The organism is Stenotrophomonas sp. YJH_SMC_36, from assembly GCF_059369935.1.
On sequence record NZ_JCAFTD010000002.1, the window covers coordinates 140453 to 158375 of the forward strand.

Here is a 17923-nt window from a genome sequence, read left to right on the forward strand (position 1 = left end):
CGATGCGGGCGGCGCTGCTGATGCTCGGCAGCACCCTGGCGTTCGGCATGATGGCGGTGGCGATCCGTTACGCCACCCGTTACGTACCGACCCAGGAGGTCGCCTTCTTCCGCAACGCGTTCGGCCTGCTGGCACTGCTGCCGATGCTGCTGCGGCCGGGCCATGCGCCGCTGAAGACCCAGCAGCTGCCACGCTATTTCGTGCGTAGTGCAATCGGCCTGGGTTCGATGCTGTGTGCGTTCTGGGCGTTGGGCCATCTGCCACTGGCGCAGGCGGTATCGCTCTCGTACTCCACACCATTGTTCGTCACCATCGCCGCCGTGCTGTGGTTGGGCGAAACCGTGCGTGTGCGCCGCTGGGCCGCAGTGGTGGTCGGTTTCATCGGTGTGCTGGTGATCGTGCGGCCGGGCACCACCGGCTTCACCGCTGGCAGCCTGGTCGCCGTCGCCGCTGCGGTGCTGAGTTCACTGGTGGCCATCCAGATCAAGCAGCTCACCCGCGTGGACAGCGCCGATACCGTAGTGCTCTATACCTACGTCTTCTGGGTGCCGCTTTCGCTGGTTCCGGCAGTGTTTGTCTGGGTCTGGCCCAGTGGCGTGGCCTGGCTGTGGCTGCTGGTCACCGGCGTGATGGGCACGGTCGGCCAGCTGCTGTGGACGCGCGCGCTGCGCCTGGGAGAAGTGTCGGCGCTGACGCCGATCAGCTTCCTGCAGCTGCCGCTGGTGACCCTGTGCGGGTGGCTGCTGTTCAACGAGACCGTGGACCGCTGGACCATCGTCGGTGCGGGCATCATTCTGGCCGCCAACGCTTACATCGCCCACCGCGAGGCCGTGCTGTCGCGGCGGGCGGCGACGGCGGCGGCGTCAGCGGCGGCCAAGCCCGCCGAATGATCCACCGTCAACGCTGCAGCGGCGACGCATCCAGCGCGCGATACGCGCGTTCGGCTGCGTCGAACACATTGCCCGGCGCGAACTGTTCGCCCAGGTAGTGCAGCGACTGACGGCGCAGCTGCGGCGAGCGCTCCAGCGCGTCGCCCCCCAGCAGCACCTGTTCGAACTCGATCAGGTCCTGCAGGATCCGCCAATGCCGGTACCAGGCGATCCAGCGTGGGTCCCCCAGGTCCGGGCCATACCCTTCCACGAAACCGAGCGGACGTTCGCGCCCCCAGCGTCCACCCACCGCCGCGCCGGGGAACATCAGATCCCGCTCGCGCGGCGCCAGGGACAGGCCATCCCAATCAATCAGGTGCAGGTTGCCCTCGTTACCCATCAGCAGGTTTCCCGCATGCAGGTCGGTATGGCACAACCGCAGCGGCGGCCGTTCGTCGCGCAGTTCATCGTGCAGTTCCGACGCGCGGCGGTGGACCTCGGCAATGCGTTCGCGGCGCAGCTCCCAGACGGCCAGGAACGCGCTGCCCAACCGATCCTGCGCGACCGGCAAGGCATCGCCCGGCTGCAGCCAGCGCCCAACGGTGGTCAACGCATCCGCTTCAAGGCGCAGGGTCGGCAGCGCGCGTTGCAGCGATTCGGGCACCTCAGCGTCATGCAGCCGGCGCAGCACGTTGCCCAGGCGCAGCCACTGCGCATGGCTGAGCGGCGCCTCGAAACCGGACTGGCCCTCGATGTAGGGAAACAGCGTGAACTGCAGGCCCCAGCGCTGGACCGACGCGCCGCCGGTCAATGCCGGCCAGGGCGCCACGATCTCCTCGATGCCCAGGGTGCCCCGCAGCCAATGCAGCGTGTCCCAGACCGCCGGTTGCACCTGGTAGGTGCGGCATTTCAACCACCACTGACCGCGTCGCGCGTCGATGCGGTAAACGCTGGCATTGGCGTCTGCGCCAACCGGGCGAGGCACCACGGCGGCGGTGGTGATGCCATAGGACTGTTGCAGGACTTCGCCGATATGGCGCGCCGAAGCGGATGACATGGAAGCAATCGTGCATTGATACCCGACGTCACTATCGCAGATGGCGCATCGACGGCACAGACATGTCCGTCACAGCACTGTGCTTGCGGGCCGGGCGAGCCATGCCGACGCGGTTGCCACGGCGTCAGCGCGCGTAGTGGCCCAGGAACATGGCGACCGCCGATGCCGCCACCCGCGCGCGCTCGTCGGCCCCCAGCGGCGCCTGCCCCATCGTTACCTGCGGCCAGAAGGCGAAACTCTTCACCAGTCCATGCAGCTGATGGGCGGCGAATTCGGGATCGACCGCACGCAGCCGGCCATCGGCGATCGCTGCACGGATCCAGGCGCTTTCCCCACTCTCCTTCTCGCCCATGCGACAGACGATTGCCTGCGCACGTTCGGGTGAATGGATGATCTCCGCCATGGCAACGCGGGCCAGGTCGATGAAATTGGCATCACCCAGCAGTTCCAGCTTCTGCTCCAGCAACGCGAGCAGCTGCGGCTCCAGTGGCTGCTCCGCACGGTAGGGCAGCTCGACGCCGGCCATGCTGCGTTCCCAGAGTTCCTCCAGAATCAGCGAGAACAGTTCTTCCTTGCTGGGGAAGTGGTTGTAGACCGTGCGTTTGGATACACCGGCCGCTGCCGCGATCCGGTCCATGCTGGTGGCTTCATAGCCGGCCGTGCGGAATTCCTCCACCGCCGCGCGCACGATGGCCTCGCGTTTGCGGTCGGTCAGGCGCTGCGGCGGACGGGACATGGCGACACCAGATAACTGAACGGATACCCCCATTTTACACCGATGAGTATACTTTTCCGCAGCAGGAAACTACACTGTGCAGTGTACCCTGCGGACGTCACCCATGAAGCGCCTGCTCCTTGTCCTCCTGCTTGGAATCCTCGCCGTGACCGCCTACACCTTCTGCAAGTCCTGGTCCCTCCCCGACTTCCCCGACTCCCCGCAATACCGCGAGGGCAAGTTCCACAACGTACTGCCGCGGCCGGCGATGGGCCTGCGCAACGGGCTGGAGATCTGGTGGACCTTCCTGTTCAACAAGCCGAAGGGGACCGTACCCGCGGGCGCCATACCGGTGCAGGCGCTGGATCGTGCCGCGCTGGAAGCCGCGCCGGATCGCAGCCTGTTCCGGCTGGGGCACTCGACGATCCTGCTGAAGCTGCGCGGCCAGTACTGGTTGACCGACCCGGTCTTCTCCGAACGGGCGTCACCGGTGCAGTGGATGGGCCCTGCGCGCTTCCACGCCCCGCCGATCAGCATCGAACAGCTGCCGCCGATCGCCGGCGTGATCCTCTCGCACAACCATTACGACCACCTGGATCACGCTGCGGTGATGCAGCTGGCGGGCAAGACCACGCGCTTCATCGCGCCGCTGGGTGTGGGTGATCAGTTGATCGCCTGGGGCGCGGACGCGGACAAGGTCGAACAGCTGGACTGGTGGCAATCGACCGAAGCCGATGGCCTGCGCCTGACCGCCACACCCGGCCAGCACTTCTCCGGCCGCGGCCTGGGCGACAGCGACCGCAGCCTGTGGGCCTCGTGGGTCATCCAGGACGGCGACTTCCGCATCTTCTTCAGTGGTGACACCGGCTACTTCGATGGCTTCAAGGCCATCGGCGAGAAGTACGGCCCGTTCGATCTGACCATGATCGAAACCGGCGCATACGATCCGCGCTGGGCATTCGTGCACATGCAGCCGGAGCAGACGCTGCAGGCCCACCTGGACCTGCGCGGCAAGTGGCTGCTGCCGATCCACAACGGCACCTTTGACCTGGCCCTGCATGACTGGCAACAGCCCTTCGAGCGCATCACCGCGCTGGCAGCCGCGCACGATGTGCCGATCGCCACGCCGATGATGGGCGAGGCGCTGGACATGCAGGCGCCGCAGGCAGGCACGCGCTGGTGGGAACAGGTGGCGCTGCGCTGAGCTTGCCTGGGCGCTGCTGTCACGGGGCGCCGGTTCGTGCAGGCAGTGACGTTGCGGACGATGGCTGTCGCGACGCCTTGCAGGGCGTCGCGCCACGCGTCCGCACTCTCCCCTATTGCAGCGCGTCATGTAAACGATTACACCCCCTGCTAGCGTAGCGCCTGCCCGATCCTGGCCGAACCTCCAAGGCTGTCGACATGACGCTGCGTGCTGATCGCTTCCGCCCCTCCTGGGCATGCCTGCGCTACGTCGCGCGCGCTCTGCTGCCGCTGGCCGTGATGGCCTCCGCCGCGCAGGCGCAGACACTGCCACCGCGCAGCCAGTGGCAGGCCAGCAGCTCATCACAGCAGGTCCCGGCGATGGCCATCGGCCATCTGATCGACAACGACCCGAAGACGGTCACCGGCGGCGCCTTCAGCCCCGGACACTGGTTCCAGATCGATCTGGGCGCGCCTGCCCTGCTCGGGGGCGCGCGCCTGACCTGGGATGTCTCCAATCCCGAGGGCTACATGCTGCAGACCTCGATGGACGGCCGGCAGTGGCAGACCGCCTACACCATGGCCGACTCGCTGGGCGATGTGGAGACGCTGTATTTCGAACCGCGCCAGGCGCGCTATCTGAGGCTGGCCAGTCCCCAGCGCACGTCGGACTGGGGGGTCTCCATCTTCGAGATGGAACCCTTGGACGCCACGCTCAGTGCACGCGTGCACGGACTCGACAGCGCACAGGCAGCCGCGTTGTGGCAAGGCGGTAGCGGCGTCGCCCTCCCTACCGATGGCAAGGGCAGCCATGTGCTTGAAATCACCCTGCCGCGTGCTCAGCCGGGCACCGGCCTGGCGGTGGAGTGGGCGGGCCAGCGTGGCGTCGCACGCCTGCAGGCCCAGGATGCGCAGGGGCGCTGGCAGCCGCTGGCGCAGGACACGCAGGCCGCCAGCCATGCCCAGAGTTGGTTGGCCAGCGATACGGTGCACGATGTGCGTGCTCTGCGGCTCATCGTCGACGGGCCCTCGCCACAGGTCACGCGCCTGCGCCTGCTCGGCCCAAAGGCCGTGATGACGCCGATGAAGCAGTACCAGATCGCCGCCAGCGGCGCGCAGCGTGGCTTGTTCCCGGCGTCGTTGCAGATGCAGCAGACGTACTGGACGGCCGTGGGCGTGCATGCCGGACGGCAGAAGTCGATCTTCGACGAATACGGCAACATCGAGGCATTCAAGGGCGCACCGCTGGTGCAGCCGATCTGGCGCAATGCCGATGGGCGTGCCGCCGGTGCCGCGGAACAGGCCGTGCAGCATGCCCTGCGCGACGGCTGGAAGCCGATGCCCTCGGCCGCCTGGTCGCCGCAACCCGGTCTGGAACTGCGCAGCGAAGCGTTCGCGATCGAGCGCGACGGCCAGCCCGTCACCTTCCTCCGGCATCGACTGCGCAATACCGGTACCACGCCGGTCGAGGGCACGCTGAGCCTGGTGGTGCGGCCGATGCAGATGAACCCGCCGTGGCAGAACGGTGGCCTGTCGCCGATCCGCGACGTGGCCATCGACGGCCAGAGCGTGCGCGTCAATGGTCGTACCCTGCTGTACTCGCTGTCGGCGGTCAGCGCCTCCGGCGCGGCACCGTTCGGCCCGAACGGCGAAACCGAGATCACCTCCGCCATCGCTTCGGGCCGGTTGCCCGGCGCACGCCAGGCCACCGATGCGCGTGGGCTGGCGGCGGCGGCGCTGGACTACCGGATCACACTGGCGCCCGGCGCCAGCCAATCCGTGGTCGTCGCCTTCCCGCTGGGTACGGCGGCGGCCGACGCCAAGGGTGTACTTCCGGAGCCACCGGCACTGGACCTCGCGCACCTGCCAGGCGATGCCGATGCCGGCTTCGAGACGCTGGCCGCCGAAGCCTCTGCGGACTGGCAGGCACGATTGGGCCAGGTCGGCCTGCGCCTGCCCGATCCGTCGCTGGTCGACATGCTGCGTGCCCAGGCCGCGTACATGCTGATCAACCAGACCGGCCCGGCCATGCAACCCGGCCCACGCAACTACAACCGCTCCTTCATCCGCGACGGCATGGCCACCTCGGCGGTACTGCTGCGGATGGGCGAAGCCAAGGTCGCGCGCGACTACCTGGCGTGGTACAGCGAACACGGGGTACATGCCAACGGCCTGGTGTCGCCGATCCTCAATGACGATGGCAGCGTCAACACCGGCTTCGGATCGGACATCGAGTACGACAGCCAGGGGCAGTACGTCGCGTTGGTGGCCGATGTCGCGCGCCTCGACGGTGGCCCTGAGTCCGTGCGTGCGTACCTGCCGAAAGTGAAGGCCGCGCTGCGCTTCCTGCAGGAACTGCGTGAGCGCACGCTGGTACCCGGTTACAAGGCCGATCAACCGGCGCCGGAACGCTTTGCCGGCATCCTGGCACCGTCGATCAGCCACGAGGGCTATCCCTCTCCCACCCACAGCTACTGGGACGACTACTGGGGCCTGAAGGGCTGGCATGACGGCGCATGGCTGGCTGAATCACTCGGCGACCACGCCACCGCCACCTGGGCACGCGGGCAGTACAAGGCGCTGTATGACGCACTTCACGCTTCGATCCGCGCGACGATGGCGTGGAAGGGCATCGATTTCATTCCCTCCTCCGCCGATCTTGGCGATGGCGACCCGACCGGCGTCTCCATCGCGCTGGATCCCACCGATGCGCAGAGCGTGCTGCCGGCTGATGCGCTGCGCACCACCTTTGCCCGCTATCTTGACGACGTCCGCAAGCGCAACCGGCCCGGTGCGCTGTATGCGTACACCCCTTATGAAATCCGCAACGTCCTGAGCTATGTGCATCTGGGCCAGCCCGCAGCGGCCGACGAACTGCTGCAGGGCCTGCTGCGCGACCGTCGCCCGCTGCAATGGCAGGTGCTGGCCGAAGTCGTGCACTCACGGCTGCGTTTTCCGCGCTACCTGGGCGACATGCCGCACACCTGGATCGGTGCCGAATACGGCCGCACCCTGTTCGGGATGCTGATGCGCGAGGACGACGATGCCCTGTCACTGCTGCCGGGCACGCCGCCCTCCTGGCTGGCCGGCGATGGCCTTGCGGTGGAGCGCCTGCCGACGGCGTACGGCACGCTGCGGATGCAGGCACAGCAACGCGACGGTACGCTGACCGTGACGCTCGGCGAAGGGCTGCGCAGCGCCACGGCCGTCAAGGTCTGGTGGCCCGCGCGCACGGCACCGAAGCAGGTGCGCGTGGACGGCCGTAGCGTTTCCGACTTCGATGCCGAGGGTGTGCGGTTGGCGAAGCCGTTCAGGACGCTGGAGGCGCGTTGGTAGAGCGGCCGAGCATGGCTCGGCTCTACAGAAGCAGCCTTGGTGCCGGGGCATGCCCGGCGTCAGAGATCCGGCAAGCCCGGCGGGTTGGTCTGCGACTGCGGCACGGCTTCCTCGGTCACGTTCCAGCGCGCCAGTGCCTGTGCGTAGGTGCCGCTGCCGATCTGGGTATTGAGCGCCTGGGTCACCGCATCGGCCAGGCCGCTGCCCTTCCGCGTGGTGACCGAGATCGCAGCAGCGTTCGGCCAACCGCCCGGAAACAGGCCAACGCGCCGCACCTTGCCATCGCGCGCGGAGTACGCGCCGGTAGCGTTGGGTTCGAACGACACATCGGCCCGGCCGGTGATCACGGCCAGGCGGCCGACCACCGAATCATCGAAGTACTGGTATTGCACCGGCTCCAGCCCGGCCGCGATGTTCTGTGCATCCCACTGCCGCAGGATCTGGTCCTGGCTGGTGCTGGCACCGACCACCACCTTCAGGCCAGCGACATCGGCCGGCTTCTCGATCTTCTGGATGGGCCCGTCGGTGCGCGTATAGATGCCGAGCAGGTCATAACGGTAGCTGGAGAAGTCGAACTTCTTCTTGCGCTCTTCGGTCACGGTTACGTTGGACAGCACTGCGTCGTACTTGCCCGACTCCAGTCCCAGCGGCCAGTCGGCCCAGGCGACCGGCACCACCACCAGCTTCAGGCCCAGCGCATCGGCCACCAGCCGTGCGATGTCCGGCTCGATGCCGATCACTTCCTTGCTGTCGGCGCCATAGTCGGCCAGCGGCAACTGACCGGGATGCGTCGCGACGGTCAACGTGCCCGGCGTCACGAAGCGGAAGTCCGCCGGAACCAGCGCCTGCGCTTTCGGATCCACGGTCCCCCGCAGCGCTGGCGCGCCGGCACCGGCCAGGCTGCTGGTCGCTGCGGGCACGGCCTCCGGTCCCTGCCGTGCACGGGAATAGACGATGCCGGCAATGCCGATGACCAGCACAGCGATGACCAGCAGGGTGCTGCGCGAGGGACGACGAGACGTTGCAGGACTCATGGGGGTCACATCCGGATCAGAGGGTCTTGGCGAGAAAATCGGCGGTGCGCTGCTGGCGCGGGTGTTCAAATATGGCCTCGGGCGTGCCCTGCTCGATCACCCGGCCCTGGTCCATCATCACCACGTGGTCGGCAACGCGGCGGGCGAAGCCGAGTTCGTGGGTGACGATCACCAGCGTGGTGCCGGAACGGGCGAGCTCTTCGATCACGCTGAGCACTTCGGCCACCAGTTCCGGGTCCAGCGCCGACGTCGGCTCATCGAACAGCAGCACCTTCGGCTGCAGGGCCAGTGCACGGGCGATGGCGATGCGCTGCTGCTGGCCACCTGACAGCTGGCGCGGGAACGCATCGGCCCTGTCCGCCAGACCGACGCGCTCCAGCAGCACGCGCGCCTGCTGTTCGGCCTGCGTACGCGGCACACCGCGCACCGCCATCGGCGCCTCGATGATGTTCTCCAGCGCGGTCAGGTGCGGGAACAGGTTGAAGCCCTGGAACACCATGCCCACCTCGGCACGACGGCGGCGGATCTCGCGCTCCGGCAGCTCGTACAGGGTGTCGCCGTCACGGCGATAGCCGATCAGCTGGCCACCGACGCTGACGAAGCCGGTGTCGGCGCGCTCCAGGTGGTTGATCAGCCGCAGCAGGGTCGACTTGCCGGCACCGGACGGGCCGATCAGCACCGTTACGCTGCCGCCGCGCAGTTCCAGGGTGATGTCCTCCAGTACCGGCTGCCCGTCGAACGCCTTGCCGACACCGTGCAGCGATATCGGCGCTCCCTGTCCGGCCTCGGCCGCGCTCGCGATGCGCGGCCGCACCGCAGCCGGCGATCCCGCACGCGGCGCGGGCGAGGATACCCGCGACACGCTGCGCTCACGCTGCAGCTGGCCACGCGCGAAGCGCTGCTCCACGCGCCGCTGCAGCAGCGACAGCACGGTCAGGATCACCAGGTACCAGACCGTGGCCACCATCAGCAGTGGCACCACCTCCAGGTTGCGGCGGTAGATCACCTGCACGGTGTAGAACAGCTCCGGCAACGCCAGCACGTAGACCACCGACGTGCTCTTGGCCAGGCCGATCACATCGTTGAAGGCGGCCGGCAGGATCGAGCGCATCGCCTGCGGCAGGATGATGCGCCGCACCTGGCGGCCGCGCGGCAGGCCCAGCGCGGCCGCTGCTTCATACTGGCCGTGATCGACCGAGAGGATGCCACCGCGGATCACCTCGGCCGAGAACGCCGCCTGGTTCAGTGTCAGGCCCAGCACCGCAGCCGTGAACACACCGATCAGCTGGGTGGTGGGATACGAGAACAGGCTGATGCCGGTGAACGGAATGCCCAGTTCGATCGTGCTGTACAGATAGCCCAGATTGTTCAGCAGCAGCAACAGCACCAGCAGTGGAATCGAACGGAACAACCAGACGTAGCCCCACGATACCGCCGACAGCAACGGCGAGCCGGATACCCGTGCCAGCGCCAGCAGCGTGCCCAGCGCGAAGCCCAGGCCGGTGCCGAGCGCGGTCAGCAACAGCGTGCGACCCAGCCCTTCCAGCACCGGGCGGGCGAAGAACCACTCGGCGAAGGTGCCCCAGCCCCAACGTGGATTGCCGAGTACCGACTGCAGCCCGATCAGGATCAACGCCAGCGCCAGGACCGTGCCGAACACCTGCAGCGGATGCCGCGCCGGCACGATCTTCAATGCCGGTGCCGGACGCGCGGCCAGACCCTCGATCGCGGTGGACGGCGTACTCATGCGTGGACTCCCTGCACGGCGGCAGTGCTTGATGCCGGCGGACGCGCCGGTGCCCGCAGCTGCTTCTCGAACGGCAGATGGGCGATCGATTCCGGGTCGGCAGACAGATCGAACAGTGCGGTGTAGCCATGGCTCAGGTACAGGCCGACCGCCTCAGGCTGGCGGAAGCCGGTGGTCAGGTACACGCGGCGATAGCCCTGGCGTGCGGCCTGGTCTTCAAGCTCCTGCAGCACCCGCCGGGCGATGCCCTGGCGGCGCAGGCCAGGCAGTGTCCAGATGCGCTTGAACTCGGCCGTATCCGGGTCGCGGTGAGGCATGAACGCGCCGCCGGAAATGGCCACACCCTCACGCAGCAGCAGCACGAATGCTCCCACCGGCGCAGCGAATGCCTGCGCCGGGTAGCGTTGCAACTCCTCGCGCGCACTGCCACCGATGCGTCGCCGCACATCGGCATAGCGACTGTCGTACTCCTGTTCGAGACCATCGAACAGCGGCCGCGCCAGTGGATCGTCCACCGAGGTGTAGAGGAAGCGCTCCTCGAACGGTGCCGTACTCATGCTGCGTCCTCCACCAGATAGTGTTCGGCCAGCCGCGCCCAGAGGCTGGCGGCGGGGGCGATGACCGCATCGTTGAACACGTAGCGCGGGCTGTGCAGCGATGCACTGTCACCGTTGCCGACGAACACGAAGCTTCCGGGCCGGGCCTGCAGCAGGAAGGCGAAGTCCTCGCTGGCGGTGCGCGGCGCGAAGGCATCCAGCACCTGCCCTGCGCCGAATCCCTGCAGCGCCACCTCACGGATATAGGCGGTCTGCTGCGGATGGTTGATCACGCTCGGGAAGCCACGCGGGAACTCGATCTCGGCGCGCGCCCCGAACGCGGCGGCGGTCTGCTCGGCAAGCTCGGTCACGCGGCGGCGCAGCGTGTCGCGAACGTCGGGCAGATAGGCGCGTACGGTCAGCGTCAGCTCCACCACGTCGGGAATCACGTTGGCCGCCTGCCCACCGTGGATCGAACCGACCGTCACCACGCCCATCTGCCGCGGGTCCACATTGCGCGACACCACACTCTGCAGTGCGGTGACGATGTGCGCGGCGGCGAGGATGGGATCCACGCTTCCCTGTGGTTCCGCACCATGCCCGCCCTTGCCGATCACCCTCAACCGTGCCCAGTCCACCGATGCCATCGCCGGTCCGTCGACGAAGCCGAAGTGCCCCACCGGCACACCCGGCCAGTTGTGCAGTCCGTAGATCGCATCCACCGGAAAGCGCTCGAACAGACCGTCGGCGAGCATCCTTGACGCACCGGAGCCGGTTTCTTCCGCCGGCTGGAACACCAGTTGCAGGGTGCCATCGATGCGCCCGTGCCGGGCCAGGTAATGCGCCGCCGATAGTAGGATCGCGGTGTGTCCATCGTGACCGCAGGCATGCATCCGTCCTTCGTTCTGGCTGGCATAAGGCAGCCCGGACGCCTCCTGGATCGGCAGCGCATCGATGTCGGCGCGCAGCCCGAGCCGGCGGCTGCCCTGACCCCGCTGCAGCGTTCCGACCACACCGGTTCCACCGACGCCCGTGGTCACCGTATAGCCCCACTGCTGCAGGAGTTCGGCTACGCGTGCGCTGGTGCGATGCTCCTCGAAGGCGAGCTCCGGGTGTCGATGCAGGTCGTGGCGGATGGCGATGGCCTCATCGGCGCGTGCGGCTATTTCAGGCAGCACGCCCGTCGGCCCGGTGGGCGCCACAGTCAACGATGCCCGGCGCAGTACGTTCATCGCCTCACCCCACCTTCCGCGCCGGTTCGGCGGCCGTCGAATGACGGCTGGCCTTGTACGGCAGGCCCAGGTGGTCGCGCAGCGTCTTCCCTTCCAGCTCGCGCTGGTGATACCCGCGCGCCTGCAGGATCGGCAGTACCAGGGTCACGAAATCGTCCAGCCCCTCGCGCTGCGCCGCGAACCCCAGAATGAAGCCATCGCTGGCGCCCGCCTCGAACCAGCGGATCAACTCGTCGGCCACGTGCTCGGGTGTACCGATGAAGTTGGGCCGCGGGCTCACCGCCTGCGACGCGACCTGGCGCAGGCTCAAGCCCTGCTCGCGGGCATCCTGCTTGATCCGATCGGTGGTGGAGCGGAACGAATTGCTGCCGATCTCGCCCAGCTCGGGGAACGGCGCGTCGGGATCGTACTGGGTGAAATCGTGATGGTCGAAGAAGCGCCCGAGGTAGGCCAGCGCATCGTCCAGGCCCGCGAGTGCGGCAATCGCCTGGTACTTGGCTTCGGCCTCCTCGGCGGTGTGGCCGACAATCGGCCCGATGCCCGGAAAGATCTTCACGTCATTGCCGCTGCGCCCGTGGGCGATGGCCGAGTTCTTCACCTTCTGGGTGAAGGCACGGGTTTCTTCCAGCGAGGGCGAGTGGGTGAATACCGCATCGGCATACTTGCCGGCCAGCGCGATGCCGTCGTCGGACGAGCCCGCCTGGAAGATCACCGGCTGCCCCTGCGCGGAGCGCTGGATGTTCAGTGGGCCTTCGACCTGGAAGAAGCGGCCCTTGTGGTCGAGGCGGCGGAACTTGTCGGTGGCGAAGAAGGTGCCCTGTTCGCGGTCGCGGATGAAGGCATCGTCGTCCCATGAATCCCACAGGCCCTGCACCACCTCCAGGTACTCGTCGGCGATCTGGTAGCGCAGCGCATGTTCCGGATGCGGGCGGCCGTAGTTGCGGCCTGATCCTTCCAGCGGCGAGGTCACCACGTTCCAGCCGGCGCGCCCACCGCTGATCAGGTCCAGCGAGGCGAACTGCCGGGCCACGGTGAACGGATCGCTGTAGGAGGTGGACAGCGTGCCGGCCAGGCCGATCTTCTTCGTCGCCGTGGCCAGCGCGGACAACAGCGAGATCGGCTCGAAGCGGTTGAGGAAGTGCGGGATCGATTTCTCGTTGATGTACAGCCCATCGGCAACGAAGCCGAACGCGATGCCGTTGTCTTCGGCCGTGCGCGCGATGTCGATGTAGAAGTCCAGGTTCACGCTGGCATCGGCCGGGTTGGACGGATGCTTCCACGCATGCATGTGGCTGCCCGGTCCCTGCAGCATGATGCCGAACGGGATGGGGCGCGGTGTCTTGCTCATGGGTATCGCTCCTGCAGGTCAGGCCACCGCCGCGCGTGGCGCGGGCGACAGCAGTTCAAGGGATGCCAGGCGTGCGTCGAGGTCGGCCACCGGCGCGTCGAGGATGAATTCGCCCACGCCGAAGCGGCGGTGCAGTGCGTCCAGTTCCCCGCGCACCTGCTGCGCGTCGCCCGACAGCACGCTGGGCCGCGTCTCTTCGATACGGAAGTCGGTCACGCCGACCTGGCGGGCATACTCGGCCGCGGCGTCCGGGCTGGGCAGGTTCACCGTCTGCCCCGGGCCGAGGTGCAGCTTGTAGACACGCAATGCGCCGACATGGCGCGCCGCCGCTTCGCTGGTGGGCGCCGCGAAAGCGACGGTGGCCAGCAACGGCGGCTGCGTGGATACGGCGCGATAGGCCTCGAACGCCGCTTCGATGTGCTTCGGGTCGCCGTCGAAATGGGCGGCATAGACGAAGCGCCAGCCCAGCTCCGCCGCCTGCCGTGCGCTCTGCGGGCTGGCGCCCAGCAGGAAACGCTCGGCCGCCACCTGCGGCACCGGCCGCGCCTGCGCATTGGCATGCGCATGATCTTCGGCCAGCGAGCCGGACAGGAATCCTTCCAGATCGCGCAGCTGCTGATCGAAATCGGCGAAGGCCGGTCGCCCCGCGGCCAGCGCTGCGGTGGACGCCGGCAGGCCACCGGGTGCCTTGCCCACCCCCAGGTCGACGCGTCCGGGCGCCAGCGCCGCCAGCAGGTTGAAGTTCTCGGCCACCTTGTACGGCGCATAGTGGCGCAGCATCACGCCACCGCTGCCGATGCGGATGCGCCGGGTCTGTGCCAGCACCCATGCCGCCAGCACCTCCGGCGCCGGACTGGCCAGGGTCGGTGCCGCGTGATGCTCGGCAAACCAGTAGCGGTGGTAGCCCAGCTGTTCGGCACGCTGGGCCAGCTGCAGGCTGTTGCGCAGCGCCTGCTCGGCGCCTGCGCCTTCGGCCACCGGGCTCTTGTCCAGCACGCTGATGAGGTAGCTCATGTCCGCGTCCTCGCTCAGGGGTGGGCCACAGGAATGCCAAGCAGGCCATTGAGTGCGGCCAGGATCGGCTCGGCACCGGTCACGTACTGCCGGTCCTGGTAGGCACCGTTGGCGTGTTCGCTGCGCACGCCCTGCGGCAGCACCAGCTTCGGCAGCGACTGGTCCTGCTCGCCCACCGCCGCGATCACCTCGCGGCGTGGCCGCGCGAAGCCGATGCGGCGCACGTCCAGCTGTGCATCCAGGCCGTCGATGCTGGACAGCGCGCCTTCCAGCAGCAGGCTGTGCCGGCAGAAGAAGCGCTGGCCCGGCAACTGGCCGTCGACGAACTCGCGATCAAGCAGGAACAGGATGGGTTTGGGGGAGGCAGCTGCAGCCACGGGTTCGTCCTCGTCTGGGCCGGCAATGAAGTGCCGTTTCGCTATCGATGCTAGAGAAGCTGTGCGCCGCGCCCGTACCTGCTGGCGACAATCGCCGGTCGGATCCGGCCACGCAGATGCAGGTTGGCAATAAGCAGACTGCTGGCCGTTATGGGCAGCTCAGGCGATGCGGCGCAGGGGCGCCGGCCCGCTGGCGGCATGCGGCAGCAGATGCCCGGCAGCGCGCTCGGCAGCCAACTGGATGCGCGCCTGCAACGCCGCGCTGTTGATCTGCTCGCCATCGAAATCGGCTGGTGTGGCGTACACGCCGATGGGCAACGTATGCGCCTGCAGGAAGCTGAACAAAGGTCGCAGCTGATGGTCGATCACCAGCGCATGCCGCTCGCTGCCCCCGGTGGCCGCCAGCAGCACAGGGGTGTCCACCAGCGCCTCGAGGTCGATGAAGTCCACCAGGTGCTTGAACAACCCCGGGTACGAGCCACGATGGACCGGTGCGGCCACCACCAGCAGCTCGGCGTCCTCGAGGGTGGCCAGCGCCTGTTCCACCGCGGGCTCGGCCTCGCTGCGCGACAGCGTCTGCCCCAGCGCGCGCGCAATCGGCGCCAGCTCCACCAGTGTCACGCTGGCATGCAGGCGCTGCTGCAGCGCCTCCAGCAGGTGCCGTACCAGCAACAGCGTGCGCGAATTCGCCGATGCCGTTGGCGAACCGATCAACGCAACAATCTTCAACCCAGATGACATGCCACTCTCCTCGGTAACGCCGGACGCTGCCCGGCGACGCCATGCCTGAACCTCAGAACCGGTAATTGACCCGCCCGTACCAGAACGCGCCGATCCTGCTGAGCACGTCACCGCTGTCCCAGGTGGTCTCGATGCTGGCCACGTCGGTGGCGCTGCGCGCGTACTCCGGCACCTTGCGGGTGCGCTTGTCGAACACGTTGTTGATGCCCAGCGCCGCACTCCAGCCCGCGCCCAGCTCCACACCGCCGGACAGGTTGGTCACCAGCACCGGTGGCTGCCTGTACTCCACGCCGTTGTTGAGGCGCTTGATCGACCCGTAGTAGGTAACGTCCACATTCGAGCGCCAGCGTCCGTTCTGCCAGCCCAGTCCGGCCACCTGGGTGTAGCTGGGCGTACGGAAGCGCAACGCGTACTCGCCGGACTTCGTCAGCAGGTTGATGTTGGGCAGCCCCTGCAGCGCCGCAGGAATGGCGCTGACGCTGCGGATCGTGGTGCGTCCGACGTTGGCGGCGTAGCTCCAGCGCAGCTTGCCCCACGATGTGTCCTGGTTCGCCTCCAGCGTCAGCTCCACGCCGCGCGTGCGGGTGTCGCCCACGTTGGTGAAGTAGCTGGCATAGAACGCGTCGCCCGGCAGGATGCTGATGCCGGCCGAACCCAGCAGCGCATCGATCGTGTTCTTCTGCGCGGAGGTCAATACGGTGCCGCTGTTGTCGGTGATGCGCGCCGGATCCTGCGCGTTGTAGCCGATCTGGCTGGACTGGCCAAGCTGGCCGCGGATGTCGATCTGGTAGGCATCCACGGCCAGGTGGAAGGCCGGGCTCGGGTCCCAGGTCACGCCGATGCTGTAGTTGGTGGCCTTCTCCGGTTTCAGCGGGGTGGCACCCAGTGCCACCGCAGCGGGCGAGGACACCTGCGCCACCAGCGTCGTACCGCACGGGCAGCTGCCCGTGGCCTGGTAGAACTGCGCGCCCAGGCTTGGCGCGTGGAAGCCGTTGCTGACCGTCGCACGCACGCCCAGTGCGTCGGTGATGTCGAAGCGGCTGGTCAAGCGTCCGGTCGAGACACTGCCGAAGTCCGAATGGTCTTCCCAGCGCGCGGCCGCATCCAGGTACCAGCGCGAGGTGACGTTGGTCGCCGCCCCCACGTACACCGCCTTGCTGTTGCGCGTGGCCTTCACCGCGTCGGCGGTGGAGTAGCCGACAAACGCAGCGGCACCGAATCCGGTGTACGACTCCCACTGCCCTGCCCCGCGCTCGTAGCGCTCGTGCTGGTACTCGGCACCGGCACTCACTTCCAGGGGTGAGGCAAAGGCCGCTACGTCAAAGCCCCGACGCAGGTCCAGGTTGGCAATGCCCTGCTGGTAATCCAGCTTGCCGTCATAGAAGTCGGTGGGCGAGCCCGGGTACGGCAGCGAGTAGTTCACCGAGTTGCGGGTGTAGGTGCGCACCGTGCTGCGGTTGCCGGTCAGGCTGGCGTCGTAGTCCCAGCCGGCCACCTGCCCCTTCACGCCGGCGGTGCCGGTGTACTGCTTCTCCTTGGTCTCCAGCACCGGCAGGAAGCCGTCGGGAAACACGCTCAGCACCCCCGGTGTCCGGTACGTGGTGAAGATCGTGGCCGGCAGGCGGAAGTTCTGGATCGCCTGCGCGGTGCGGTCACTGGCAGTGGCGTTGGCGTAGAACTGCGCGCTCTCACCCAGGCCATGGCCCACGTTCACCGCAAACGCCTTCAGCGCATACGACGGTGAGCTGAGGATGGTGTTGGCTTCGGCATCGCGCGTGGCCTCGGCAGGGTCCGGCGTCGCACCGGCCGGCAGGCGGTTGTTCGGCCGCAGCGCGACCCGGTTGCCATTGGCATCGATCGCCGGATAGCTCAGATAGCCATCGATGTAGCGTCGCGTCCGGATCGCGTGGTGCTGGCGCGTGGTCTCGCCCGAGAGATTGACGAAGCCGTCCTCGCCCCAGGGCAGGCCGACGTTGGCGCGCACGCTGGTACGCGTACCGTCGCCATCGATGCTCTGCCCGCTCTCCACCGACACCTCACCGCCCTGTGCCTGCGATTTCAGGATGACGTTGACCACACCGGTGATCGCGTCCGAGCCGTAGATGGCGGAGGCACCGTCGCGCAGCACTTCCACGTGGTCGATGGCCGACACCGGAATCAGCGCCAGATCCGCCCAGGCGTGGCCAGGAAAGCCGCCGCCATTGGCACCGCTCACATACGCACTGGCGTTGCGGCGCTTGCCGTTGACCAGCACCAGCGTGTAGCCCGGTGAAAGATTGCGCAGCTGATAGCCGCGGATCAGGCTCTCCTGGTCGCTCTGGTAGCCACCGATCTGGCTCAGCGACGGCAGGCTGCGCTGCAGCGCTTCGAGCAGGTTGGCCTGCCCGGTCGCAGCAAGATCCTCGGCGGAGATCACGTCGATGGGCGTGGAGCTGTTCTTGACCGTGCGCGTGCTGGTGCGCGAGCCGGTCACCACCACTGCGTCCAGGGTGGATGCAGCGACGTTGGCGGCAGCCGCTGTGGTTGCCGGCTGCGCATCGGCGTCTGCCGCATGCACGGGGGCCGCAACCAGGGCGGCGGCGATCAACACAGCAAGAGGACTCAGGACAGGGGCGTAGGCGGCAGGCATGGGGGCTCGTGGGGTGGGCCGGAAACACGGTTCCATTCAAGGGCCTGTTCACCCGCCACGACAGGCGTGATCGCGTCACCCAGCCGTAACATCCGGCCACCCACAT

At 67.8% G+C, this 17923-nt stretch carries 14 protein-coding genes; 3 read left to right on the top strand and 11 right to left on the bottom strand.

Features of this window, described 5'->3' with window-relative positions:
• Positions 1-2 precede the first annotated feature (2 nt).
• Positions 3-890, top strand: a complete 888-nt coding sequence (locus AC5P76_RS03855) for a DMT family transporter (RefSeq protein ID WP_065175629.1) — start codon at positions 3-5, stop codon at positions 888-890.
• Positions 891-897: 7 nt separating this feature from the next.
• Here the strand turns inward: AC5P76_RS03855 and AC5P76_RS03860 are convergent, their stop codons facing one another.
• Both AC5P76_RS03860 and AC5P76_RS03865 read right to left on the bottom strand, forming a co-directional pair.
• A complete protein-coding gene (locus AC5P76_RS03860; protein WP_053517554.1) occupies positions 898-1926 on the bottom strand; it encodes an aminoglycoside phosphotransferase family protein in 1029 nt (342 codons plus the stop codon).
• A 124-nt stretch (positions 1927-2050) separates the two neighbouring features.
• Complete coding sequence (locus tag AC5P76_RS03865) at positions 2051-2662, bottom strand: TetR/AcrR family transcriptional regulator (protein ID WP_065175563.1); 612 nt, start codon at positions 2660-2662, stop codon at positions 2051-2053.
• Positions 2663-2765: 103 nt separating this feature from the next.
• Between AC5P76_RS03865 and AC5P76_RS03870 the strand changes: the two genes are divergently transcribed.
• Positions 2766-3845 (top strand): MBL fold metallo-hydrolase, encoded by a 1080-nt coding sequence (locus tag AC5P76_RS03870; protein ID WP_495222664.1) that lies wholly within the window; start codon positions 2766-2768, stop codon positions 3843-3845.
• A gap of 197 nt (positions 3846-4042) precedes the next feature.
• Entirely contained in the window at positions 4043-7159 is a 3117-nt protein-coding gene (locus AC5P76_RS03875) for a galactose-binding domain-containing protein (RefSeq protein WP_495222665.1), read from the top strand.
• Between the two features lie 59 nt (positions 7160-7218).
• On the opposite strand, the gene AC5P76_RS03880 is transcribed toward AC5P76_RS03875, so the two are convergent.
• The 9 genes from AC5P76_RS03880 to AC5P76_RS03920 all read right to left on the bottom strand — a co-directional run bounded on the left by AC5P76_RS03880 (position 7219) and on the right by AC5P76_RS03920 (position 17817).
• Positions 7219-8193, bottom strand: a complete 975-nt coding sequence (locus AC5P76_RS03880; RefSeq protein WP_495222666.1) for an ABC transporter substrate-binding protein — start codon at positions 8191-8193, stop codon at positions 7219-7221.
• A 16-nt stretch (positions 8194-8209) separates the two neighbouring features.
• Positions 8210-9940 (bottom strand): amino acid ABC transporter permease/ATP-binding protein, encoded by a 1731-nt coding sequence (locus AC5P76_RS03885; RefSeq protein WP_317233196.1) that lies wholly within the window; start codon positions 9938-9940, stop codon positions 8210-8212.
• Positions 9937-10497, bottom strand: a complete 561-nt coding sequence (locus tag AC5P76_RS03890; protein ID WP_065181368.1) for a GNAT family N-acetyltransferase — start codon at positions 10495-10497, stop codon at positions 9937-9939. Before AC5P76_RS03890 ends, AC5P76_RS03885 begins: the two co-directional genes overlap by 4 nt.
• Positions 10494-11708 (bottom strand): M20 aminoacylase family protein, encoded by a 1215-nt coding sequence (locus tag AC5P76_RS03895; protein WP_180875932.1) that lies wholly within the window; start codon positions 11706-11708, stop codon positions 10494-10496. Before AC5P76_RS03895 ends, AC5P76_RS03890 begins: the two co-directional genes overlap by 4 nt.
• Before the next feature lie 4 nt (positions 11709-11712).
• Entirely contained in the window at positions 11713-13056 is a 1344-nt protein-coding gene (locus AC5P76_RS03900) for an LLM class flavin-dependent oxidoreductase (RefSeq protein WP_253118784.1), read from the bottom strand.
• An 18-nt stretch (positions 13057-13074) separates the two neighbouring features.
• A complete protein-coding gene (locus AC5P76_RS03905; RefSeq protein WP_053517564.1) occupies positions 13075-14070 on the bottom strand; it encodes an LLM class flavin-dependent oxidoreductase in 996 nt (331 codons plus the stop codon).
• Between the two features lie 14 nt (positions 14071-14084).
• On the bottom strand, positions 14085-14447 hold the full coding sequence (locus tag AC5P76_RS03910; RefSeq protein WP_053517565.1) for a DUF3088 family protein: 363 nt from the start codon (positions 14445-14447) through the stop codon (positions 14085-14087).
• A 159-nt stretch (positions 14448-14606) separates the two neighbouring features.
• The gene (gene msuE, locus AC5P76_RS03915) at positions 14607-15188 is read right to left on the bottom strand and encodes an FMN reductase (protein ID WP_253118785.1); all 582 of its coding nucleotides are present in this window, start codon (positions 15186-15188) and stop codon (positions 14607-14609) included.
• Between the two features lie 52 nt (positions 15189-15240).
• Positions 15241-17817 carry a TonB-dependent receptor plug domain-containing protein gene (locus tag AC5P76_RS03920; protein WP_111186668.1) on the bottom strand — a complete coding sequence of 859 codons (2577 nt, stop codon included), beginning with the start codon at positions 17815-17817 and terminating at the stop codon, positions 15241-15243.
• Between the last annotated feature and the right edge of the window lie 106 nt (positions 17818-17923).